Source organism: Nostoc sp., from assembly GCF_036919575.1.
Classification (GTDB): Bacteria; Cyanobacteriota; Cyanobacteriia; order Cyanobacteriales; family Nostocaceae; genus Nostoc.
Map to the genome: position 1 here is coordinate 23,689 of NZ_JBALBY010000108.1, position 23,656 is coordinate 47,344.

The 23,656-nt window shown below is 43.6% G+C and carries 20 protein-coding genes and 3 pseudogenes; 5 read left to right on the forward strand and 18 right to left on the reverse strand.

The annotated features are described in order from the left end of the window. Positions 1–64: 64 nt before the first annotated feature. The 5 genes from V7K27_RS27955 to V7K27_RS27970 all read right to left on the reverse strand — a co-directional run bounded on the left by V7K27_RS27955 (position 65) and on the right by V7K27_RS27970 (position 5,313). Positions 65–1,498, reverse strand: a complete 1,434-nt coding sequence (locus tag V7K27_RS27955; protein WP_334951629.1) for a serine/threonine protein kinase — start codon at positions 1,496–1,498, stop codon at positions 65–67. 15 nt (positions 1,499–1,513) lie between these two features. Then, a complete protein-coding gene (locus V7K27_RS27960; RefSeq protein ID WP_334951630.1) occupies positions 1,514–3,055 on the reverse strand; it encodes a protein kinase domain-containing protein in 1,542 nt (513 codons plus the stop codon). A gap of 103 nt (positions 3,056–3,158) precedes the next feature. Then, positions 3,159–3,416 carry a transposase family protein gene (locus V7K27_RS36605; protein WP_442947654.1) on the reverse strand — a complete coding sequence of 86 codons (258 nt, stop codon included), beginning with the start codon at positions 3,414–3,416 and terminating at the stop codon, positions 3,159–3,161. A gap of 309 nt (positions 3,417–3,725) precedes the next feature. Next, positions 3,726–5,120, reverse strand: a complete 1,395-nt coding sequence (locus V7K27_RS27965) for a TldD/PmbA family protein (RefSeq protein WP_334951631.1) — start codon at positions 5,118–5,120, stop codon at positions 3,726–3,728. Positions 5,121–5,178: 58 nt separating this feature from the next. Beyond that, the gene (locus V7K27_RS27970) at positions 5,179–5,313 is read right to left on the reverse strand and encodes a hypothetical protein (RefSeq protein WP_334951632.1); all 135 of its coding nucleotides are present in this window, start codon (positions 5,311–5,313) and stop codon (positions 5,179–5,181) included. A gap of 185 nt (positions 5,314–5,498) precedes the next feature. On the opposite strand from V7K27_RS27970, the gene V7K27_RS27975 reads away from it, so the two are divergent. Both V7K27_RS27975 and rpsU read left to right on the forward strand, forming a co-directional pair. Next, on the forward strand, positions 5,499–5,825 hold the full coding sequence (locus V7K27_RS27975) for an RNA recognition motif domain-containing protein (RefSeq protein WP_334941467.1): 327 nt from the start codon (positions 5,499–5,501) through the stop codon (positions 5,823–5,825). A gap of 120 nt (positions 5,826–5,945) precedes the next feature. Continuing rightward, a complete protein-coding gene (gene rpsU / locus V7K27_RS27980) occupies positions 5,946–6,137 on the forward strand; it encodes a 30S ribosomal protein S21 (protein ID WP_094333031.1) in 192 nt (63 codons plus the stop codon). Positions 6,138–6,264: 127 nt separating this feature from the next. Here rpsU and V7K27_RS27985 read toward each other — a convergent pair whose 3' ends face one another. From V7K27_RS27985 to V7K27_RS28005, 5 genes and pseudogenes are all read right to left on the reverse strand, one after another. Further along, complete coding sequence (locus V7K27_RS27985; RefSeq protein WP_334951633.1) at positions 6,265–6,549, reverse strand: hypothetical protein; 285 nt, start codon at positions 6,547–6,549, stop codon at positions 6,265–6,267. 81 nt (positions 6,550–6,630) lie between these two features. Continuing rightward, positions 6,631–6,792, reverse strand: a pseudogene (locus V7K27_RS27990) (AAA-like domain-containing protein); the annotation flags it as partial. A 135-nt stretch (positions 6,793–6,927) separates the two neighbouring features. Next, positions 6,928–9,900 (reverse strand): CHAT domain-containing protein, encoded by a 2,973-nt coding sequence (locus V7K27_RS27995; protein WP_334951634.1) that lies wholly within the window; start codon positions 9,898–9,900, stop codon positions 6,928–6,930. 51 nt (positions 9,901–9,951) lie between these two features. Next, positions 9,952–13,278: a two-partner secretion domain-containing protein gene (locus tag V7K27_RS28000; protein ID WP_334951635.1), complete on the reverse strand. Its 3,327-nt coding sequence runs from the start codon at positions 13,276–13,278 to the stop codon at positions 9,952–9,954. Between the two features lie 152 nt (positions 13,279–13,430). After that, positions 13,431–15,308: a ShlB/FhaC/HecB family hemolysin secretion/activation protein gene (locus tag V7K27_RS28005; protein WP_334951636.1), complete on the reverse strand. Its 1,878-nt coding sequence runs from the start codon at positions 15,306–15,308 to the stop codon at positions 13,431–13,433. Between the two features lie 814 nt (positions 15,309–16,122). Between V7K27_RS28005 and V7K27_RS28010 the strand changes: the two genes are divergently transcribed. The 3 genes from V7K27_RS28010 (at position 16,123) to V7K27_RS28020 (ending at position 18,070) form a co-directional block, all read left to right on the forward strand. Then, positions 16,123–16,245: a hypothetical protein gene (locus V7K27_RS28010; RefSeq protein WP_334951637.1), complete on the forward strand. Its 123-nt coding sequence runs from the start codon at positions 16,123–16,125 to the stop codon at positions 16,243–16,245. Positions 16,246–16,376: 131 nt separating this feature from the next. Further along, complete coding sequence (locus V7K27_RS28015; protein WP_334951638.1) at positions 16,377–17,093, forward strand: pirin family protein; 717 nt, start codon at positions 16,377–16,379, stop codon at positions 17,091–17,093. A gap of 347 nt (positions 17,094–17,440) precedes the next feature. Then, the gene (locus V7K27_RS28020) at positions 17,441–18,070 is read left to right on the forward strand and encodes a Uma2 family endonuclease (RefSeq protein ID WP_334951639.1); all 630 of its coding nucleotides are present in this window, start codon (positions 17,441–17,443) and stop codon (positions 18,068–18,070) included. A gap of 47 nt (positions 18,071–18,117) precedes the next feature. Here the strand turns inward: V7K27_RS28020 and V7K27_RS28025 are convergent, their stop codons facing one another. The 8 genes and pseudogenes from V7K27_RS28025 to V7K27_RS28060 form a co-directional block, all read right to left on the reverse strand. Beyond that, positions 18,118–19,020, reverse strand: a complete 903-nt coding sequence (locus V7K27_RS28025) for a glycine betaine ABC transporter substrate-binding protein (protein WP_334951640.1) — start codon at positions 19,018–19,020, stop codon at positions 18,118–18,120. After that, entirely contained in the window at positions 19,020–19,652 is a 633-nt protein-coding gene (locus V7K27_RS28030; protein ID WP_334951641.1) for an ABC transporter permease, read from the reverse strand. The genes V7K27_RS28025 and V7K27_RS28030 overlap by 1 nt, the downstream gene beginning before the upstream one ends. 26 nt (positions 19,653–19,678) lie before the next feature. Further along, a pseudogene (locus V7K27_RS28035) lies at positions 19,679–19,774 on the reverse strand (ATP-binding cassette domain-containing protein); the annotation flags it as partial. Positions 19,775–20,085: 311 nt separating this feature from the next. Beyond that, complete coding sequence (locus V7K27_RS28040) at positions 20,086–20,481, reverse strand: hypothetical protein (RefSeq protein WP_334951642.1); 396 nt, start codon at positions 20,479–20,481, stop codon at positions 20,086–20,088. Positions 20,482–20,582: 101 nt separating this feature from the next. Continuing rightward, entirely contained in the window at positions 20,583–20,930 is a 348-nt protein-coding gene (locus V7K27_RS28045; RefSeq protein ID WP_334951643.1) for a hypothetical protein, read from the reverse strand. A gap of 234 nt (positions 20,931–21,164) precedes the next feature. Then, positions 21,165–21,551 (reverse strand): type II toxin-antitoxin system VapC family toxin, encoded by a 387-nt coding sequence (locus V7K27_RS28050; RefSeq protein WP_334951645.1) that lies wholly within the window; start codon positions 21,549–21,551, stop codon positions 21,165–21,167. 2 nt (positions 21,552–21,553) lie between these two features. Beyond that, positions 21,554–21,802 carry a type II toxin-antitoxin system Phd/YefM family antitoxin gene (locus tag V7K27_RS28055; RefSeq protein WP_334951646.1) on the reverse strand — a complete coding sequence of 83 codons (249 nt, stop codon included), beginning with the start codon at positions 21,800–21,802 and terminating at the stop codon, positions 21,554–21,556. Positions 21,803–22,150: 348 nt separating this feature from the next. After that, a pseudogene (locus V7K27_RS28060) lies at positions 22,151–23,656 on the reverse strand (hypothetical protein); the annotation flags it as partial.

A 23,656-nucleotide genomic window follows, 5' to 3' on the forward strand; every position in this document is an offset into this window, starting at 1 on the left:
TCATTTGCTTGGCTGACAATAGTCCAACAGCCACCCTTAACCTTCAGATCGGGGTTGTTCTTTGCTAGAATTTGACAGACTGTTCACGGTTATGGCGCTCTGCAAAGGCGTTAATTTCATTCACTAACCATGCTTTCTCGTTGTCATTCAAAAATAGTCCAAACTTGATTTTCATTGAAGCGATCGCTAAAGTACAAAACGAGTTGAGATTTTTTACGAAAGAAAACTGGTGCTTTATTGGAGTCAAACTTGCCTGAAGTTTGGCGTTTCTCCCCATCGGTAGCGGTAGTAGCTGGAAAGTCAAAAATCCTAAAGAGTATGTCATCTGAATGTTCAACAACGGCTGAATTTCAATCCGAGTCCGAAAAGGACTGCTAAAAAGCAAACTTTGAGCCGCATAGGGGCAAATGCCTAAAGCAAAGGGGAAAAAGCCAGACATCAAAACAATAAGGCGAAATGTTAGCTCCCATTCAGGGTTAACCTCAAGCCCAGGTTCTAGTACCTCAACAATCAAAGCATAAACAATCCAAAAGATGAAGACATATCCAAACATCGGTGATAAACCTAACCACAAACTCTGAGGGCTATTGAGAAGTGAGGAAGGAATATCAATTATCATTTTGTCAGTTGTTGTGATTAATTGAATTTTGCTTTGTTTGGGTTGTTTGTAAGTGGCTGCACGTGGCGGGAGTGGTTGCTTTCCTTGCAAGACAGCTAACGCATCTACAGCCGAGGGGAATCGTGCTGTACTGATTGGTTCAATCATTCGCTCTAACCAAGCAGCAAAGGGTTTGGGCAATTGGACAAGACTATGAAAGTTGATGGTAAGTTGATGGTGTGGTAAATCTGCCGGGGATTTGCCTGTTAGCAAAAATAACAACGTTGTCCCTAGTCCATACAAGTCGGTAGATAACACCGCCTGTCCGCGAAATTGTTCGGGAGCCATATAGCCAAAGGTTCCCACTACCGTACTGCCGCCAGTTACAGTGTTGTGATAGGTATCTTGAACTGCCCCAAAATCTACCAAAAAAATATGCCCATTGTCCTGGCGAATGAGATTTTGTGGTTTAATGTCTCGATGAATTACAGGTGGGGTCAACTGCTGCAAATACACTAAAATTTCCAGTACTTGAGTAGCAATAGCCTGTACTTCCTCAACGCTTGGTTTCCAGCTTTGATCAACTAGCTCGAAAAGAGATTGTCCTGCGGCTAATTCTTGCACCAGATAAAAAGCATAATCGCTATCTGTTTCTATTTCAAAATGATTCAAATATTGTGGAATCCTCGGATAGTTGAGATTAGCGAGAATTTTCGCTTCTCGTTCAAATAATTCCAGCACTTTCCAATCTTTAACGTGATGCAAGAAAAGCACTTTCAGCGCCACAGGTTGATTAGTTTGCAAATCCTCAGCTGCATAAGTAATACCCATACCACCATGTCCTAAAACATGGCGAATCTGATACCGTCCTGCGATCGCATCATCCCAATTGTGTAACATATTCATCCTTACTTCTTATTTATTATTTCGGTTCTTGAGTTCTTGCTGCCAATCACGAATACGCTCAGAATCAGACTCGTTATTGGCGATCGCACCTTTTTCTAACAGCATGAGGCCAATTTTGACTTCATAACGCATGGTTGCTATATCTAGTGCGGTGTTAGCATTACTGTCTTTGGTGTTGATATCAGCACCATTGTTAATCAAAAATTTGGCAACTTCCTCTTGGCTGTTGAAAATGACTTGATTCAGTATTGGTTTTTCGTCGTACAAGCGTCCATTAGTGCCTTTACTAGAAAGTTTTACATTGGGATTTGCACCGTTTTTCAATAGCAATTTCATGAAACTTAGGTTGTTATCAAGTGCTGCCTTATACAGAATCGGCTCACCTGACTCTTGAATGTTGGGATCAGCCCCATACTTCAATAGTAGTTCTGCACCTGCAAGGGAAGAGGCACAAAATAACAAAGGCCATTGACTACTCCCACCCCAACTAAACATTCGGTAATATTTCACACGAAAATTGGGGTTTCCTCCTTGCTGGAGGTAGTTTTGTAAAATCCCGACGTTGTTACAAATACCACGCGGTGTCATGCCAAAGGTACTCAATACTTTCCATTTCAAAGCATTACCCAGCCAAACCGCCACAAATGTGCCGATAATTAAAGCGATTACAGCAGTGCGAGGCGAGAGTTGGCTAGTTATCTGAACAACTTTTGCTGGCTGTTTTAAGGCTAACAAAGCTACTTCGGCTGAGGGAAAGCGATCCTTAACATCAGGTTCTAAAAGTTTCTCTAACCAATCGGCAAAAGCATCGGAAACTTGAATGCGATCGCGAAAATCCACAGATAACCCGTTCTGAGGTAATTCTGCTGGCGATCGGTGAGTCAATAAAAATAATAGTGTTGCTCCCAAGCCATATAAATCTGTTGCTGGTACTGCTTGTCCAAGAAACTGTTCGGGAGCCATATAACCATAAGTACCAACAACTGTACTACCCCGCATTAAGGTACTGTAGTAAGTATCTCGCACTGCACCGAAGTCTACTAAATACAGTGAGCCATCTTCATGACGAATGATATTTTGCGGTTTAATATCACGATGAATGATCGGCGGGTCTAACCGTTGCAGATAAACCAGAATCGCCAATATCTGCCGAGCAATTTGCTTCAGAGTTGTTTCATCGCTACGCCATCCCTGTTCTACCCATGCAGCCAAGGATTGCCCTTTCGCCAATTCCTGCACAATATAAAATCGGCGATCGCTTTGTGTATCGATATGAAAATAATTGAGATAACGCGGTATTCCTTGATGCTGGAGCTTTTCTAGTACCTTAGCCTCACGCTCAAATAATGCCAGCACTTTCCAGTCTTGTGTTTGCCGCACAGATATAACTTTTATTGCTACGATTATACGAGGCTGTGTTATATCTTCGGCAGCATAGGTGATGCCGCTATTTCCTTTACCCAAAATGTTAATAATACGATAGCGATCGCTAGGAGGCTGCTTTGTAGCATCAACGATCATATCACCTGGTTGATGCAATGACCCAGCCATGATGGTTCCTGTTAACTTAATTCTGATTATAGTATTCCCAAAATCAAGCAAGCAAAGTACTCTTGAAGAAGAATTAAGAAATCCGAATTAATCAGTATAGGATTCAGACCCGCCACTGTCTTGTTGACCACCAAATTTTCAATTTTTCTGATGGTGTCAACAACGACTTTTTTCCTCCCAACCGAAACCTCCCACAATTGACTAAAACATTTTGCATCCAATGAACAGTATGACAAATCGTTGTTTCTGAGACTTGCCAATCACAGGCGATATGGAAATAAGTTCGATATTCACCGGAGGCTGAATATCTCCGTCTCCGCGCCAGTACGTGAAACACACCAACGCCTGATCTTCCAAACACAGCTTTTTAGAACAACAAGAGTGTTTGTCTGTGATTGGCAGCATCTTGTAGTACGTTGACTATCTCCTCAAATGTGCGTCGTTGTACCCCAACCAGACGTTTAAATTCTCGATTGGACAGTCGTTTTGTTTGTTCGTATCGCATTGGCGCAGCAAATTTATGCCAAAACTTTTTATCTTACCATAAAATAATTCTGCAAGAGTTCTAATGACTAATAACTAATGACTCTCGCGTTAGGGTTTGATTTTTTTTACTAATTGTCGTAAGTCCACCGCGATACCCAGTAATTTTGGTATCGCGGCGGGTAGTTTACATTTCCCCACCAACTACTACATCTCGAATTCGCAGACTAGGACCACCACAACCCACTGACAAGCCATTTTGCCCTCCCTTCCCACAACCGCCCGATTCATCCCAGTAAAAATCATCACCAAGTGCCTCAATATCCGCTAAAGTTTGGAATACATTTCCCGAAAGCGTCACATCCCGCACAGGTTCAGCAATTTTGCCGTTTCTAATCATCCACGCTTCCCCAGCACTAAAGGTGAACATTTCCCCATTCGTCATCCCACCCAACCAATTACGGGCATAAACTCCTTCTTTGATATCAGTAAATAAGTCTTCCACTGGTGTTTTACCCCGTTCAATCCAGGTATTTGTCATCCGCACAATCGGAGTAAAGTGATAGTTGAGACAACGTGCATTACCCGTAGGCGCTTCTTCCAATTTGCCAGCAGTTTCACGAGAATGTAAACGTCCAACTAAAACCCCATCTTTAATTAGTTGAGTAGTAGTCGCAGGCGTGCCTTCATCGTCGTAAAAATAGCTACCGCGATGTCCCTCTGGGGCGGCACCATCAAAAATTTGGAGTTCTTCTGGGCCAAACCGCCGGCCAATGGTCATGACTTCCAGCAGATCGGGGTTTTCGTAAGCCATATCGGCCTCAGAAAGATGTCCGAAGGCTTCGTGAACAAACAAACCCGTGAGAATTGGGTCAATGACTACGGTGTAAGTATTGCCTTTGACCGATGGCAGAGATAAAGCCGCGATCGCTCTTTGGGCGGCACCTTTAACCTGTTCATCCAAATCAGTTAAATCTTCGTAACCTTTGCGAGAACCAGTAGTTTCCCGTCCAGTTTGTACAGTTTCGCCATTTCTGGCGGTAGCGGCAAAGCGCATTTCCATATCCACCCAAGATTGCTCGATCAAAGTGCCTTCTGAGGTAGCGATGATCACTTTTTGGGCGCTGTCACCATAACGCACCGAGGTAGTAGTAATCCGGCGATCAACGCTTTTGAGCAATTGGGCATAGCGATCGCACAATTGTTTTTTGTTCGAGAGGGGGATTTTTCGGGGATCGGTGCCTTTTAGGGGTAGAATGCACACTGCTTGCACCGGGTCAATGGGTGCAAGTAAAGTTTCTTCATCACCAACCATCCGCGCCGCAGCGATCGCTTCTTCTATCCGATCTTTGATTGTCGCCAGTTGGTTAAAGCAGCTCAACCCCCATCCACCTTTATAACAAGCGCGAATGTGTCCACCAATAGAGATGCCTTCACTGAGAGTTTCTACCTTGTCGCCACGCAACAAGATATCAGTCCCTTCTGCCTCTTCAAGGCGAATCATCAAATAATCTACACGCTCTGAGTAGCGGGCAATCAAATCAGAAAGTAAATTTTGGGCGTCAGCAAGTGTAGTCGGCATTTCCAGATAATAACAATGACGAACTGCATTTATTTTGCAATTATTTGGGGAATTTATGCTAATCAATCACGAGTTCGCCCATGAATCGCTGACCTAGAAGATGGAGAATGCCCAACGCCCAATGCCCAATGCCCAATGCCCAATGCCCAATGCCCAATGCCCAATGCCCAATACCCAATCTTGCACGTAGCACTCTGACTGTTAGTACTTCCTTTTTTACGGTGGGTAAGAACTGAATGATGTGCTAAGGTAATTAGGTGAGAATAAAATTCGGTTACAGTGTTTGTTTTTAGTATTGACAGGCTTTTTCCTTTTGGTCTTAACAAGCTTGTCTCCGAAATCTAAATCTCTACACACCTATGATTTTGGAGATAATGCATGTCAATTTATGTAGGTAATCTATCCTACGAGGTCACACAAGAAGACCTCACTTCTGTTTTTGCCGAACATGGTTCTGTAAAACGTGTTCAGTTGCCTACCGACCGTGAAACCGGACGTCCACGCGGCTTTGCTTTTGTAGAGATGGGAACAGAAGCCGAAGAAACAGCTGCCATTGAAGCTCTTGATGGTGCTGAGTGGATGGGACGCGATCTCAAAGTCAATAAGGCTAAACCGAAGGAAGATAGAGGTGGTTCCTTTGGCGGTGGAGACCGTCGCGGCAACAGTGGTGGTGGTGGTGGTGGATACTCCCGCGGCCGCTACTAAGCTTTAAGATAAAAAATTCAGTTTTAACGTCTTAAGGGCAGAATCATTATCTGCCCTTTTTGCACTCCGGTATACTGGATGGCCTAAAATTGCCCAGTACCAATTAAGTAGGAGATGAAAATGACCCAAGTATTTGTGGGCGAGAATGAAGGAATTGAGTCAGCCTTACGTCGGTTTAAGAGGGAAGTTTCCAAAGCAGGTATTTTTCCAGACATGAGAAAGCATCGTCACTTTGAAACGCCTTTGGAAAAACACAAGCGCAAAGAAGTTGCAAGGCACAAGCAACGTAAGAGAAATTTCCGTCGTAATTGACACCAAGCGATACCTACGGTAAAATATGCGATCGCACTCTCTCATTAGATTCTTAGCCGTCAAAGAGGCGATCGCTATACTCCTGCATATGAATCTAAAGGGTAGGTTTTGGCAAAGCCATTACTGATTATAAGATGGGCAATATAAATAACGGTGTGTCCCCAACTGACAAAAAACTTGTTATAGTTACTTCTGGAGTGGCGATCGCAAGACCCTTTGCAATTTCTACCCAGTAAAGCAAAACGAAAAATTTTGAAAGCCGCTCTACTATAAACATCAGCGCTTTTTGCTTGAGAAAACTTCCGCTTCGGCGATCCAGTGCCGAAATGTTCAAGTTATTGTGGCAGATAAGTTGATGTGCAGCTAAATGGTATAACACGAAAACCCAAAAATATTGTAGTGCGGGCAACATGAGCGCGTCCAATATACAAATTAAATACGCAACAGCTTAGTCAAACAATGGACAATTTATTTTTACGTGACGCATAGCTAGTTACAACACTCTGCGGAAATACTCACGGTACAAATTGCATCTAGGTATTACCTGATTTTCCTGTTGATGCACTAATCCCATACTGTGCAACTTATAAATCTGCATTGAATCTAATTCCACTGGCTCAAGTGAAGTCACCACCTTTTTTAACGCTTCTTTTAAACCTTGAGCCTCATTAGTCCACGGAGGTGGACTTCGTTTGTATAGCCGCGATTTCTAATCGCTAGGGCTAGGTGCAAGATGTGAGGTGAGGTTTGATCTTATGTTTAATTACGCCTACCTACTTACCCGCATTTCTCACAACCAATTACCTACTAAGACAAATGGTGCCCAGTAGTAAGGATGACCATAATTTGACGATCGCAACAGCAACAACTGAGCTTGACGAAGTGCCTCAGCTTTAGTTACTCCAGGTTGCCTCAATTCTAAATAGAACTTGTTCATCAGATCAACTGTAGATTCATCTTGCACTGCCCAAAGGGTTCCTAATGTACTACGTGCCCCGGAACGCACCGCCATCCCTGCTAGTCCCAGAACTGCTCGCTGATCGCCTGCGGCAGTTTCGCAAGCACTCAAAATTAACAATTCCAAAGGACTTCGACCTGGGCGATCGCGTGCTTGCAATAATTGGTCTAATTCCTTAACATTAATCCGACCATCCCAAGCCAACAAAAAGGTATTGTCAGCCTGGGAAGAAAACTGACCGTGGGTTGCTAAGTGAATAATGGGAAAAGGTATATTGTTGATTTTAACTTTCAGCCGCGTGCGAGTAAATTCTTTGTTTAAAAGAACTTCTGTGGGAACTATCTTTGCAATCTCCCGAACTTCCTCTTCCACTCCCGGCAGTTTAGGAAACCCTTGACGAGCCTCAGCCAAACCTCCCACTAAAGTTTGCAATTTGTTTGGGGAAAGCGAAGGTGAATACAACAGTTGCAACCCTGGACTCAAAGCCAGGTTATATTTTTCAATCAGATACTTGTGCTTCTGACTATCATAAAGTGCCGACATGGGTACTCCACGCAAAACTCCATCTAATACAAACACTAGAGTTTTAATGTCATCCTTTTGCAGTTCTGCCTCAATTGGACGGATTAACCAGTCATAAAAAATTTCTTGTGGGCCAAGTGAATCTAAGTTAGAACTGTAGATGTAAAGGTTGAAGCTAGCAAACAGATCCTTGTAGGTACGCTCGACTTCTCCAACTTCTCCTGGCTGGGAATTAGGCTTGAGAGGTGTTGCATAATATTTTAAGGGCTTTTGAGGTCGAGACAAGATCACAGCCAGGCGATCGGGCAAAATAATCGAATAGATCACCGCAGCATGTGGATCTAACTGATCGATTGGTTGGGGTTGGCTGGTTACACAAGCTTCTCGAAAGAAGTTAGTCAGTTCTGCTAGTTGGAGTGCTTCGATAACATCACGAGCTTGCTTGAGATTTTCCTGATTAATCTTGGTTTGCTTTATCTGTTGAAAACCAAAGGGTTGTAAGAGCAAATAGACCAACTCTCGATAAACTGGTTCTACACTATCGCGGAAAGTAAATTGAATTTCTGGGTTAATACCAACCAAATCCTGACGCAAAGACTGAAGAGTTTCATAGGCTAAGGTGTAGGCTTGTAGGGCGCTTTTTTGGTTTTGCTGAGTTTGGTAAATCCGTCCTAACTGCCACTGCCAAAGATAGGTGATACTGGAATCATTAAAAGCAGATTTCTGCTGTAGAGCTTGTTCAGTTAATTGTTGTGCCTCTGCCAATTTCCCCATTTGCTGGTAAATTCCTCCGAGATAACCACGCACATCGGCTTCGGCTTGCTTGTCTCCCAATTGTTGAGCTTGGTTGAGGGCGGTTTGTAAAATTCGCCCAATTTCTGGCCATGAGGAAATTTTTGAGGATTCAAGAGTTTTAAGACCAATGCTCGTAGGTGCATTTTTTACGAAGTTACACAGTTGCAGAATCGGGGATAAAGCATTTGATGAGTTTTCACTCATTTTTGATTGCAGACACATCAAACTTTGAGCCAATTTGATGTGAGCATAAATAGTCGGATGACTAGCTGATAAATCATTGAGGCTGGATGTGATTTCGGATAGCAGTGTTGGTAGTTCAGACCATTGTTGAGTTTGTACTAAGAGGCTGAATCTATTTAATTGAGCTTGTCTTTTGATTTCTGACGAGGTAGATGATTCAGCTTGCCGATAGCAACTAGCCGCCTGTTGATACAATTGGGCAGCATTGGCTGTACTGGCTGTTTGGATACAGTCTACAGACTGTGTGAGTACTATCGGTTCTTGGTTTGATGTTTCTAACTGTATTTTTCTATTGCCCAAAGACCGGGCTGTATTGCCTAAACTCAGGTAAGTAGCCGCAAAATTTTGCGAATCTCCTGATTGTTGAGCTAATTGCCCAGCTGCGGACAAAACCATTTGCGATTGTTCGAGTTGACTAACAACTCGCAAAACATTGCCGAGACTACGCAAAGCCAGAATATTTAAAGAAGAAGAATTTCCCTTGTTGACAAATCGTTTTTTTAAAGTTTCCAGTTCTTCTTTTGTGATCTGGCATTTTTGATGATCAAGCTCTAAAGTTTTTAGTAAGGTCTTGCAAGCCATTGGGTAAAGACCCAAATCTTGCATAGCTTGAGTTTGGTTAATCTGGTTTTTAGTTGCAGCATTTTGATTGCCGAGATTTTGATAAATTTCAGCCGCTTGTTTCCAAGTTTCTAGGGCTGCTTCTGATTCTCCCACTGCTAGTTGCAACTGTCCTTGGATGTCCAATGTGGAGCCGAGGATTTGCGATTGCTCCAGTGTTTTGGGCTGTGTTTGGAGGATATTTAAACTAGTAGCGATCGCTTTTTTAGCTGACTCCCACCTACCGAGTTGTTGGGCTGTCAGGGCAAGATTGCTCAACGCCATTGCCTGATTCAGTTTATCCTCTCGCGCCGCAAAAGCCGCAGCAACTTGTTCCCAAACGGTTAGGGCTTGTGCAAATTCTCTGTTTTGGTAAAGCAATTTAGCTTGTTCTACCAACTGTAAAGGCTGTTGTTGAGTTTGGACGATCGCAGTTGATGCCCAAACCTGGGTAGTAACTAGCACTCCTCCCACAGACAAGAAAAATAACAGAACTGCTAAGATTAGCGATCGCACTTGATTACTATCGAGTCTCTTGACGATGAACTCACTCTGTTTATAACGGCTAATTTCTGAGAAAAATCTTCCTTTGAGCGTAGGCGTAGCCCATCCTAGACATCGCCATCTCTGCTTTTTTTTAGGCATATTTTATTTATCCTGTCAAGTAATTCCCAAAAATACCTTTTTTTGTGCGTCTTATCGTGCAGGACAACCACCTAAGTTCTTAGGTAGGCGATGGGTGCCAGTGACGTTGGGATTGTAGGCGGTAAGAACTACTTCACCTTTATTATTGAATACCCATCCTTGAGCCGGTACAATCCGGCTGGGGATTTGGGATTTTGAATTATCGCTAGAGGAGGTTTTCGGCGCTGGTTTGAGATTACTGACGGTTGAGACTGGTTCAACTAAACCAACCTGAGTAGCTTCTTGGCTTAAGTCTTCGTTGGGACTAGGAGGCAGCCCACCACGTCCTGTGATCGTGAATTCACTACCAACACCTTTACTACAAGGATTTTGGGCGATTTGATCTTTGGGATCGACAACATTTGCAGGTAATTTCACTAAATTCCGGCTAGGATCAACCTGTTGATTGATGTTCACCACTCCCCGATTGCCACCTAACGCTGAACTAGCGGTGATGTCATTTAACAAATCTCTGGGCTTGTCCCTAAATTCAAACCCAAAGACACCACTAGCTGTGATATCAACACGACCACCGTCACCATAAGTTGCATTGGCGGTTATATCGCTACCCTTTGGTTTTGAGGGTGGTGCAACGAGAAATTGGGCGTAAATGGTAATGTTCCCGCCGTTACCAATTGCCCCTGGTTGGCTTTCAATGCCTGCATTGGTAGTAATTTTGCTGTCGTTTTCCATCAGCAATAAATCTGCTACCTGTAGCGTGATATTGCCGCCTGTTTCTTTGGCCGTTTCGGCTGAGATCGTTCCTTGATCCAAAGTTAGAGAATTGCCACCCAGAAATATATCGCCTCCTTTGCCGCTTCCTCTGCTATTCACAGAAAGTTCGGCGCCATTTTGAATCAGGACATTTTTCGGGGAGCCAATCACGGAGATATTTCCGCCATCACTGGTAGAAGTGTTTTCAGTCTCAGCTAAGACTGCTGTCCCCAAATCAGTTAGACTAAGGCGGTTTTGCGCGTTCAGTGTGATATTGCCTGCTTTAGAACTAGCTGAAGTGTTAGTGCGGATTTTTCCGGCGCTGGAGAGTTCAATAGTGTCAGCTGTGACATCAATATTACCAGCATTGCCATTTCCATTAGTATTAGCGCTGACAATAGCCGCATTACTGATCTGCAAGCGAGGAGCCTTGATTGTAATCCCTTCGGAGGCTCCGGTGGCGCCAGTCCCAACTTCACTGGCGATCGCAGACTCATACCTATAGCGATCGCTAGATGTACCATCAACAACTACGCTATCAGTAGCTATGACTCGAATCGATCCCGAATTGCCCTTCCCTAAAGTATTAGTATTTACTTGTGCCCCATTGGTAACTCTCACGATCGGAGCATCGATTTTAATCCCTGCTGAGTTGCCCGTAGCAGTATCTGTCACTTGGCTAGTTGCAGCACTGAGATCACCTGTTCTCGATTTGCCATCAAAGATTACCTTATCACTGGCAGTAATGCGGATTGCGCCTGCATCACCTGAACTTTTAGTACTGGTATCCAGAAATGCACCATTCGTCACCTCTAAGATTGGGGTGTTAATCACGATCCCGCCAGATTTACCATTTGCTCCCTCAACAACTTGACTCAATGCAGCACTGCGATAATTGCCTTTGGTAGACTCTCCATCAAAGAGTACCTTGTCAGTGGCAGTAATGCTGATCGCGCCTGCATCACCTGAGCCTTTTTTGAGACTGGTATCTAGTAAAGCGCCATTTGTCACCTCTAAGATCGGGGTGTTAATCACGATCCCGCCAGATTTACCAACTGCTCCGTCAAGAACTTGACTGAATGCAGCAGTGCGATAATCGCCTGTGGTAGACTCTCCATCAAAGAGTACCTTGTCAGTGGCATTAATGCTGATTTCGCCTGCATTACCTGAACTTTTGCTACTGGCATTGAGTTGAGCACCGTTAGTGATGGCAACACTACCCGCCTTAATCTCAATCCCGTTGGAATTGCCTACACCACCTTTTTCCACTAGGCTTTGTACTGTACTGCCATCTACCATTACCCGATCGCGGGCAGTAATGCTGATTTTGCCTGGATCGCCGGAACTTTTGCTACTAGTACTGACTTGAGCAGCGTTAGTGATGGCAACACTACCCGCATTAATCTCAATCCCGTTGGAATTGCCTACACCACCTATTTCCACTTGGTTTTGTACTGTACTGCCATCTACCATTACCCGATCGCGGGCATTAATGCTGATTTTGCCTACATCACCTGAACCTTTGCTACTGGCACTGAGTTGAGCAGCGTTAGTGATGGCAACACTACCCGCATTAATCTCGATGCTACCTGCGTTACCTTGCGCTCCAGCCTCCACTTGATTCAATGCTCTACTGCTGGCCTCACTAAAAACTACCTGATCGGTGGCATTAATTTCAATATTTCCCGCCTGAGTTCCAGGTAAACCTAAATTTTGGCTTATTCCAGCTAATAACCCACTTCCTCCCACAACATTGACGTTACGACTGTTAATTGCAATACTACCGCCACCACTACCCTGAACATTCACAACTGCTCCTTTAGACAGGGATACATCAGCTCGTTCAACACCATTGGGAAAACTTAGAGAAGCTACTCTTGGTATCCCTTGGGACTCTTGGATATTGAAACCGACTATTCCCGCACCAGTCAATCCTCCTAACTCAATGCGACCTCCAGGTACTCCCAAGCTCCCACCATCAAGGCTGACATTTCCACCGACTAATGCTAAAGTGTTCCCCGACGGTAAGTAAAGAACAGCAGATGATTGATTGACAATCCTCGCTGAATTCTCTCTCAAGCGCAATCCTACAGGAATATTCACTGTCAGCAGTGGCGGGGAAAGCGGGTTTGTGGCGCTAAACTCTAACCCATTATCAAACACTAGGCTATTTGCGGTAGAAGCTACAAAGGAACCTCCCATATCCAAATGGGCATTGGGGCCAAAGATAATTCCATTAGGATTAATGAAAAATAGGTTCGCTGGACCCAAAACCCCCAGAGTTCCCAGAATATTCGAGGCATTACCTCCTGTCACCCTAGTCAAAATATTCGTAATTTCTCCTGGATTTGTAAAATAGGCTTTTGCTCCTTCACCAACGTTAAATTCTTTGAAACTGTGGAATAGGTTGCTTCCTTGAATTGCTCCCCCATTAATCCGGTCAATAGGACTGCCGTTAAGAGTGTCTGGTACTACAACTGAACTTTTATCGCCTAGAGTCGCATCAGGTGTGATTTGGGCTTTTGCCGGACAGGGAGTGATCCAAGAGAACAAAGTCAACACAAGATTCACCCCTAGAGATAGAGGTAAAGTATTAAACAGGAGCGATCGCTTGGGGTGTTGCATAACTTTTGACTTCTAGACCTTTACTAAGCTGTTGCGTATTTAATTTGTATATTGGACGCGCTCATGTTGCCCGCACTACAATATTTTTGGGTTTTCGTGTTATACAATTTAGCTGCACATCAACTTAATCAGAGATTTTTTGACAAAAATTTTTAGAAAGGATTCGCCACTATTGAAAAATAAATACCGTCTTCCTGTAAAGTCCTGCCTTTGTATTGAATATCTGTCAATGGAATCCCATAATCAAGACGAGCATTGAGGCGATCGCCCATTTGCCACTGTAAACCCAATCCCAACCCCAACAAAGTATTTGGATTTGGGTCTGCATCCCCGGAACTATTCCAACCCACACCAAAATCAATAAACGGCACTAGTTGCAAAACTCCTCCGACTTTTTCTACCCGCAGTACTGGTAATTGCACTTCTGCTGATCCATAAAAGCCGTTATCTGTCAAGAGAATATCTTGTGGATAACCCCGAACACTACGCAGACCGCCTAGCCCAAATTGCTCTAAAGGCAGAAGGGCACGACTTGAGAATTGCAGGTCAGAACGGATCACGAATAAAGTCTGCGGTGCTAAAAGTCGCACATATTGTCCTTGCCCCCGCCAAGAAAAAAACCGAGTATCAGGAGGCTCATTGTTGACGGTGGCATTGAAGATATCTAAACCCAGGTTAAATTGAGAGCGCAGGGCTAAGGCTTGTTGAGAATCCCTCTGCTGATATTCTTGGAAGAATTGCAAGACAAAAACGCGGGTTTCTCCGTGTTCATTAGCACCGGCTGACAGGGGAAAACCATTACCTAGCAGTTCAGATTTGCTTTCTTGTCGTAACGCCGATAGACCCACAGCAAATTCTCTGTTGGGAGATAAGATTAAAGGTTGGCGAAAACCTAACTCGAAGTAATTGGAATTACCAATGATATCTAGGCGGTCAAAGGGTGGTTCGACAATTTCAGCACTCGTCAAACCACCTCTGAGGGTAATTGCACCATTACGAGGATTAACAGGTATGTTGTAGCGCAAGTCAAAGGAGTTGCTACCATCAGTATTGATATATTCCAGATTGAAGGCATCTCCAAAACCGAGTAAATTTCCTTCGTTAATGCGGACACCGCGTCGTAAGCTGCCAACACTAGGCGCACGAGCATTATCTAGAAAAAATTCTGTATGAAAGGAGTCGGCTTCAACTACCTTGACTGTCAATAAACTTAATTCGGGACGCGACCCAGCAGACAATTCGGCTGATATATTCTGAATTAGGGGGTCAAGTTGCAATAGTTGCAAAGCTGACAGCAAGCGCTTTTGATTTAGGGGTTTAGTAGTGGCAATGGCTAATCTGCTGCGGATGTAGTTCGAGTTTAACCGTCGTGTTCCCGTGACCGCAATTTCTTCTAGTCCTCCTTCAATAATCTGGATTTTGACGACAGAACCCTGTTGAGATAAGGTTTGACCAGCCGGAATCACAGCACCACAATTGAGATACCCCGCATCGGTATAGAGTTTGGTGACAGTAGCTTCAACTTGTAATAATTCTATAAAGGTTAGCGATCGCTTGGTGAATTGGGCAGTAACTTGAGTTAACTTTTCGTTGCTAAATGCCGTGTTCCCATCAAACTCGAATTTGCTAACGATGATACTTTTAGGAAGGTCTAAGCGTTCTTCAGAGGAGGGAAATGTTTGCGGAGGAAGTTCGAGGGGAGGTTCTGGTCGTGGCTGTGGGATTGGGATTGGCGGTTTTGGCTCCGAGTCGAGAACCTGAGACAAAATTGGGTTTAATCTTAGTGGCTTCAACTTTGATAAGCCTGTTGTGAGTACTGGCATCTGACGCAATTGATCCTGGCTCGTTAACAGATGAGTTCCTGACAAAGCTAAATTTTCAATTTCTTTAACAGACTGTCTCTGGCTCTTAATAGGCAAGACATCAGCCAAGGCACTACCCTGGGAAAAAGCAAGTAACACCCCTAAAATTCTGGCAAATTTTAGAGCTAGTCTTAAATCCCAGAAGCATAAACAGCATATTTTCCCCATTTTTATGAAAAAGATAACTATTTTTTAAATGGTTCGACCACCACCATAATCAGACAAGCAAATAACTCTAATTCACAACAATTCCCCACCTCTTTAACTGCTAAAGAAAATGGTTTTCTCAATCGTATTACCTACCATTTGTATAAACCTACAAAGGCACAAAAACGGATTTCAGAAAATATTACCACTTCAGCTAGATATTTGCTGGTTTTTTTTATGCTCTTTAAAAATAAAAACATTGCACCCCACACGCCAGATGCGTCTCGCCTTGGGAGACGCGCAAGGGACAAGTCGGGAAAACCGCAAGGGCGCACTGGCTGGCTCCCCTTAATCCCCTCCCGAAGAGCGGGGAGGGGGGACAAAGCGCAGCTTTGGCTCTTTGGGGTTCTTCGGGTTTAATAAGTAATCAAGCGGGCATAATATTACGCATTGACAGAAAATACCAAATATGTGTAATAGAAAAACCCGATCTGTCGTAGGGGGAAAGCGCAATACTCGTTGATTTCAACTTAAGCCAAAACTTTTTTAAAACCTCGTTAGGGACTGACAAATAAAAAAACATCCCAAATTTTCTTGTGGGATGGGTGTCCTCACCCTCTGTCTACCATCAAAGTAATGATTATAGGACTTACGCAAAATATCTCTCAAACTCTGATTTCTCTGTGCCCTCTGCGCCTCTGCGGTTCGTTATTCCGTAACTCGTGCGTAAATCTAGATTAATCAAAGCCTGAAACGATGAAAAACTCCACGCCACTTGCGGGATGGAGTTTTTAGTCATTAGTCATTAGTACCAATGACCAATGACCAATGACTAATGACTAAAGCGGCGGGGCGGCTATCCCTCTACAGACACCTGGGGATGGAGTTTCCCGCCGCTTTCAATGAATCTTTATTGTTCAATGATTCAAATGAAAATTTCACAGTATATTTTTGGTAAGTACGCCACTTTTAAGTGCGTACTTTTCAATTTATATGTATATGTTTTATTATTTAAATAGTTCAAAAGTAATTCCGAATTAAATACTTAATTTTTTGACACTCAAAACTAATTAACAGCGAGGTTAACTTATGTCTCAAAATACAATTAGCCACTTAATTCACGATCGCAATGCACGCGGTCACGCTCAAACAGGCTGGCTCGATAGTTATCACACATTTTCATTCGGTAGTTTTTACGATCCCAACCGCATGGGATTTCGCTCTCTGCGAGTGATCAACGACGATCGCATCGCCCCTGCTGCTGGATTTCCTACCCACAGTCATCGTGACATGGAAATCCTCACTTATGTCTTAGAAGGTGCCGTAGAGCATAAAGACAGCTTAGGTACGGGGTCGGTGATTCGCCCTGGTGATGCCCAGATCATGAGTGCTGGAACTGGAATCAGCCACAGCGAATTTAATCCCTCACCAACTGAACCACTGCACTTGCTACAAATCTGGATTCTTCCTGACGAAAACGAGTTGACACCAAGGTATGAACAAAAAACTTTTCCTCTCGAAGAAAAGCAAGGCAAACTCCGCTTAATTGCTGCTAAAGATGGGCGCGATGGTGCTGTAATAATTCACCAAGATGTTGATTTATACGTATCTGTTTTAGAGGATGGTGATGTTGTCAATTATCAAGTCAAACCTGATCGTTATGCCTGGTTACAAGTAGCGCGAGGTATAGTTAACTTGAATGGCGAGGAACTCAGAGCAGGTGATGGAGTGCAAATCAATGGCGAAGAACAGTTAGAAATTAGCACTAAGATCGGCGCAGAAATCTTGCTTTTCGATTTAGGCTAATCTTACAGCTATTTTCAGGTAAATAGACCACGCGGTAGGGGCACAGCATTGCTGTCCCCTTACGACAGATGTGGATCAAATACATGAAAACGGCTGTAAGTCAACTTAGAGCCACACCTCTGTGGGTTAAGAGAAAATAAAGCTTTGTAGGGGCACACCAATGAACATTGCTCGGGAGCATCCCAAATGTGTAAATTTATTTTTTTGTAGTGCGGGCTTCTAGCCCGCTTCCTGGACATTAGGGAGCAAGATGCTCCCACTACAAATTTTATTTTGGCAAAATTGGGATGCTCCCCATTGCTCTGCCCCTACAATAAACTATTTGACAATTAGTGAAACAGCCGAATATGGATACCATAATTACACGACAAAGAATCCAGTTGCCACCTGGCGCGGTGTTGAAACTTTTAGGAGATTGGCAAGATTATCAAGTATTGAGTCAGCAACTAAGCGATCGCTCCTTGCCTCGCATTAAGTATCGAAGAGGAGAAATTTTACTGATGGCACCCCTACCAGAGCATGGAAGAGATGTGAGCTTGCTGTCATTGATAGTAACAGTTTTACTTGACCATTTAAACCGCATATACGACTCATTTACGCCCATCACCATGAGCTTGCCAGAGATTAGTGGTATTGAACCAGACTATTGCTTTTACATTGAAAATTGGAGAGCAGTAGTAGGCAAAAAAAGAATTGATTGGGAGTCAGAACCGCCACCAGATTTAGTAATTGAAATAGATGTGACAAGCTACACCGACATTAATGATTACTTACCTTATCGAGTGCCAGAGGTCTGGATGCTAAAAAGTAATCGATTATTAATTTATAGATTGCAGGCAGAAAGTTATGTGATTACAGAAAGCAGCTACTTTCCTAACGTCAGAGAACTTGTGCAGCAATGTCTACAAATTGCAAATGAGCAAACAACAAGTGAAGCGATTAGGTGGTTAAGGAGCTTTTTGCACGGACAACATTAGAGAAAATCCCCGTTACAAATTACGAATTACGAATTACGAATTATGAATTATTTTAATCCCTTCGATTTGCGAAACTCCTGGACAACATCTTTAATATCACGTAATTCACCCTCAACTAAATAGTTTAGTTGGCGCATTTCATCTGCTGAAATCTTTCCGCTAAGTTGAGCGATCGCTTCCCTTAATTCGGGATATTTTTTTAAAGTTTCTTGTCGGACAATTGGCACTGGTTCGTAAGGAGGAAAATAGTGTTTATCATCTTTTAGTACAATTAAACCCAAGCGAGAAATCTGTCCATCAGTAGAATTACCCGCTACCATATCCACTTGTTTTTGAATCAAAGCACGATATATTAAACCTAAGTCCATGATTTGGGGTGGTTTAGCGAAACGTAAATTATAAGTTTTAGCTAATCCTGGAAAACCATCTTCCCGTTCTAAAAATTCATAGCCGAAACCGCCTCGCCATTGTGGTGTATATTGAGTAGCTTCGGAGAGAGTTTTAATGTTGTAGCGTCTGGCATCTTCACCCCGGACAATCATCGCAAAAGTATTTTCAAAACCCAAGCTGGGCATCACTTCTAGATTGAATTGCTGGGCATAAGCTTGTTTTAACTTCTGATAAACTTCTTTAGGATCATTAACTGCTTTTTGCTTTAAAATTCCAGTAAAAGCTGTGCCTGTATACTCAATATATGCGTCAATTTTGCCAGCAGTAATCGCGCTATGACAAACAAAAGAACCACCCAAACGCGGGCGACGATCCACTTTTAAATTAGTTGTCGCCTCAATTTGCTGTGCTAACAGTTCCCCTAAAATATCTTGTTCAGTAAAATCTTTGGAAGCAACAATAATATTGCCATTGCTGCTAGTATTTAAATTGGGCGTGCAGCTAGTGATTACCAGTAACAAGGCAAAAGATAAAAAGCAAAGTGTTAAAAATCTTTTCATTAAGTTTTAATTTTTAATTTATTCTCTAACCAGCCAATTGCAAAGTCAGCCAGTAATGCAATTACCGCCGCCGGAACTGCACCAGCTAAAATTAACTGATCGTTCACTACTGATATCCCCCGAAAAATAAATACTCCCAAACCACCAGCACCAATCGCTGCTGCAATGGTTGCAATACCAATAGCAATTACTGTTGCGACTCGCACTCCTGCTAAAATTACTCCCATTGCTAAGGGAATCTCAACTTGTAGTAATAATTGTTTATCTGTCATCCCCATTCCTCTCCCAGCTTCCCGAATCGCTGGATCTACGCCAGTAATACCTGTGTAAGTGTTACGAATTATTGGCAGTAAAGAATATACAATCAGGGCAACAATTGCTGGTACTGCACCAATTCCGCCAATTATGGGAACAGGAATGAGTAAGCCAAACAGCGCCAAACTAGGAATAGTTTGGAGAATATTTGCTATGCCGAGAATTGGTTGACGAAGATAAGTTTTACGTGTAATTAAAATACCTAATGGAATGCCTATAAGTATGGCAATTCCAATTGCAATGCCTACCAAAAATAGATGTTCAAGAGTATGCTGAAGAATTTCTGGGGCATACTTAACGAGGAAGAAATTTTTCATAAAGTGTTTGGGAGGGAAAGCAGACATTAAAGAAAGGCAAGGCTTTCTGGGTGTTGCGATCGCATAAATTCATCTGTTGTCCCCAATACTACCAATTCTCCGCCATACATTACAGCAGTTTTCATGTATTTGAACCACATCTGTCGTAGGGGCACAGAAAAAGCTCATAGGCGTCAACTTAAGCCAAAACCCTCTTCAAACCTCGTTTCCAGCAAGAAGCTGGAAATGCAGATCCTGGTGGCTCTGCCGCAAGTTACGGAGGCGGAGCCTCAATGAGGGGCATTCCCAGTCGGAGACTGGGAACGAGATAACAAGATAATCTGCTAAATGCTGGTTCTAGGCTAACTTTCACTTAAGTTGACACGCATGGCAAGATGCCCACCCCACAAGATATTTAGAAAATTGCAATATGCTTTCTTAGATGTGCTTTAGCTTATGCAGTTTTAGCATTCTCATCTAATGCTTGTTCTGCAACATTTTTTAAGCGGCTCGACCTAATTTTGCGAGCGCGATCGCTATTGCGAACACCACCCGCCATCTCATATTCGCGGCTGTCTTTGCCGTACTTGATAGCAACCACCATCAGCATCTTCTCAGAAAGCTGACTCAAGTTTTTTTCCATCTCTTCAATTTCAGTTTTAGAAGAGTCAACTACAGACAGAGCCGTATTATAAACATCAATTTTGATACGTAACTGATCGGTTGACTCAATCAGTTTTTCCAAACTATAATCTTCATCATATTTAATGTTTGGAACAATCGATTTCAGTCCAGCGGATCTTAACTGAGCTTTTTCTAAAACGCGGGATGTACGTTTTTGACGAGCCATAAATTTATTCCTTATAAGATGCTTCTGTTAGCTTGCCTCAGTTAAACTGCATTCCGGTTCAGCATAACTCACATTTTTTGTAATAAAATTTTCAGGTGATCCTAGTAATTTTTCGGTGTTTTATTACTAGATGTTGATTTCTGTAGAAATAATTGCCTAAGTTTCATAAAAGTTTTAAGGTAGACCGCTCCCGTCACGAGAAATACCGCTCCCGTCACGAGAAATACCGCTCCCGTCACGAGAAATACCGCTCCCATCACGAGAAATACCGCTCCCATCACGAGAAATACCGCTCCCATCACGAGAAATACCGCTCCCATCACGAGAAATACTGCTCCCATCACGAGAAATACTGCTCCCGGCACGAGAAATACCGCTCCCGGCACGAGAAATACCGCTCCCATCACGAGAAATACCGCTCCCGGCACGAGAAATACCGCTCCCGGCACGAGAAATACCGCTTCACTTTGTTGGGGAGTGCGTAGGCAAAACTTAACTTAGGCGATGCCTGCGGCGGGCTACGCCTACGCAGTTTATGAAAGGCGATCGCCAGGGAGCATCTCAATGAGTGTAAAAAGCCTTGTAAAACCTCACCCCAACCCTCTCCGTGGGTTCGGAGAGGGAGCAAGAATCTTGTTTCTTGTCTGGTATATTTGCTTTCACTGAGATGCTCCCGATCGCCATCACCATATAGTTTGAACAAGATACTGTGTAATTAGCTGATCGATTGTCACAATTGGCAAATTCTCAACTTGGCTTTGGGCAATCAAAATCCGATCAAATGGATCTCGGTGGATACTTGGTAAACTAGCAACTTGCAAAACATGGCTCATTTGAATAGGTAAACTTTCAAAGCGATTGATGGCCAGACGACTTGGAATATACTGTTCTACAGGTTCAGGTAAAGTCAGTTTCCCTAATTTATTTTTGATGACAATCTCCCAGACACTTACTACGCTTAAAAATAGGATGTTACCTGAATCAGCAATCACATTACGAGCATTGGCAGATAATTTAGGGTCATTTGTTACCCACCAAATGAATGCATGGGTATCCAGTAAAGCTCTCATTACTAAACGAAGTTAGAACTTTCAAAATCAATCAAGATTTCTTCTGGTAAAGGCTCGTTGAAATCTGGTGCAATAAAGACTTTACCTTTATCTAAGCCTGGAATGCGAGGAGAACTGGTATTAGTGAAGGCGACTAGACGTGCAACTGGAATCCCCTGTTCTGCAATCACGACTTCTTCACCGAGCAATACCTGATTCAAAAGTTCACTAAATTTGGCAGTTGCTTGAGCAACGTTGACAGTTATAGTCATCTGTCTTGGTAATTAATTCCTAATATTCTTTACGATAACACCGAATGCGTGGGCGATCGCACTAATCGGGAGTTAAGCAAATCCAATTGGTGCGATCGCACCCCACAAGCGTGACGCTATTGTTCTCATTCCCAAAGATAACCCCTGGCGATCGCTCATCGACAGTTTAGACAATTTCTCCGATGATTTCATGACTAATTGCGATCGGCCACTTATGCACACTAGAGAGAGTTTGTAAATTTGATACCTGGCATTCAGCGCTGTTGTTAGAGAATTGGGTTAAGTAGCTGTAAAAGGCGATGTCTAACGAATTGATAATTGTTAACTGATAACTGTATAACTGTTAAATCACCGCCACCATCGTGCCACATCCTGAATCGCACGGGCAATTTCTACCGTTGCTGCTTCACTAACTAATGCAAATATAACTGGAAACAATGCTTTGATATCTTGCAGCAAATTAGGGCGAGTGCGAAGGGATAGTTCATGAAGTGTATCTTGCCAAAGGGAAAAAAGTTTAGCAGCTGGCATTTGTGACAGCTTGTTAGCTAAGGCACTCAAGGCTTTGGCACGATAATTCTCATCCTGAATCGCCCTGGCAGCAGCAAGGGCTTCTAGCAATAACTCTGGTGGCAGTTTGTCAGCTAAGGCACTCAAGGCACAGACACAATAATCTTCAGACTGAATCGCCCTGGCAGCAGCAAGGGCTTCTGGCAATAACTCTGGTGGCAGCTTGTTAGCTAAAGCACTCAAGGCATTGGCACGATAATACTCAGACTGAATCGCCCTGGCAGCAGCAAGGGCTTCTGACAATAACTCTGGTGACAGCTTGTTAGCTAAGGCACTCAAGGCTTGGGTACGATAATCTTCAGACTGAATCGCCCTGGCAGCGGCAAGGGCTTCTGGCAATAACTCTGGTGACAGCTTGTTAGCTAAGGCACTCAAGGCTTGGGTACGATAATCTTCAGACTGAATCGCCCTGGCAGCGGCAAGGGCTTCTGGCAATAACTCTGGTGACAGCTTGTTAGTTAAGGCACTCAAGGCTTGGATACGATAACGCTCAGACTGAATCGCCCTGGCAGCAGCAAGGGCTTCTGGCAATAACTCTGGTGACAGCTTGTTAGCTAAGGCACTCAAGGCTTGGGTACGATAATCTTCAGACTGAATCGCCCTGGCAGCGGCAAGGGCTTCTGGCAATAACTCTGGTGACAGCTTGTTAGCTAAGGCACTCAAGGCTTGGGTACGATATTCCTGATCCTGAATTGCCCTGGCAGCGGCAAGGGCTTCTGGCAATAACTCTGGTGGCAGCTTGTTAGCTAAGGCACTCAAGACTTGGGCACAATAACGCTCAGACTGAATCGCCCTGGCAGCAGCAAGGGCTTCTGGCAATAACTCTGGTGGCAGATTGTTAGCTAAGGTACTCAAGGCTTGGGCACGAGAAGACTCATGCTGAATCGCTCTAGCAGCAGCAAGGGCTTCTGGCAATAACTCTAGTGGCAGTTTGTCAGCTAAGGCACTTAAGGCATCGGCACGAGAAGACTCAGACTGAATCGCCCTAGCAGCAGCAAGAGCTTCTGGCAATAACTCTAGTGGCAGTTTGTCAGCTAAGGCACTCAAGGCTTTGGCACGAGAAGATTCATGCTGAATCGCCATAGCAGCAGCAAGAGCTTCTGGCAATATATCTGGCAGTTTGTCAGCTAAGGCACTCAAGGCTTTGGCACGATATTCCTCATCCTGAATCGCCCTGGCAGCAGCAAGGGCTTCTGGCAATATATCTGGCAGTTTGTCAGCTAAGGCACTCAAGGCTTTGGCACGATATTCCTCATCCTGAATCGCCCTGGCAGCAGCAAGGGC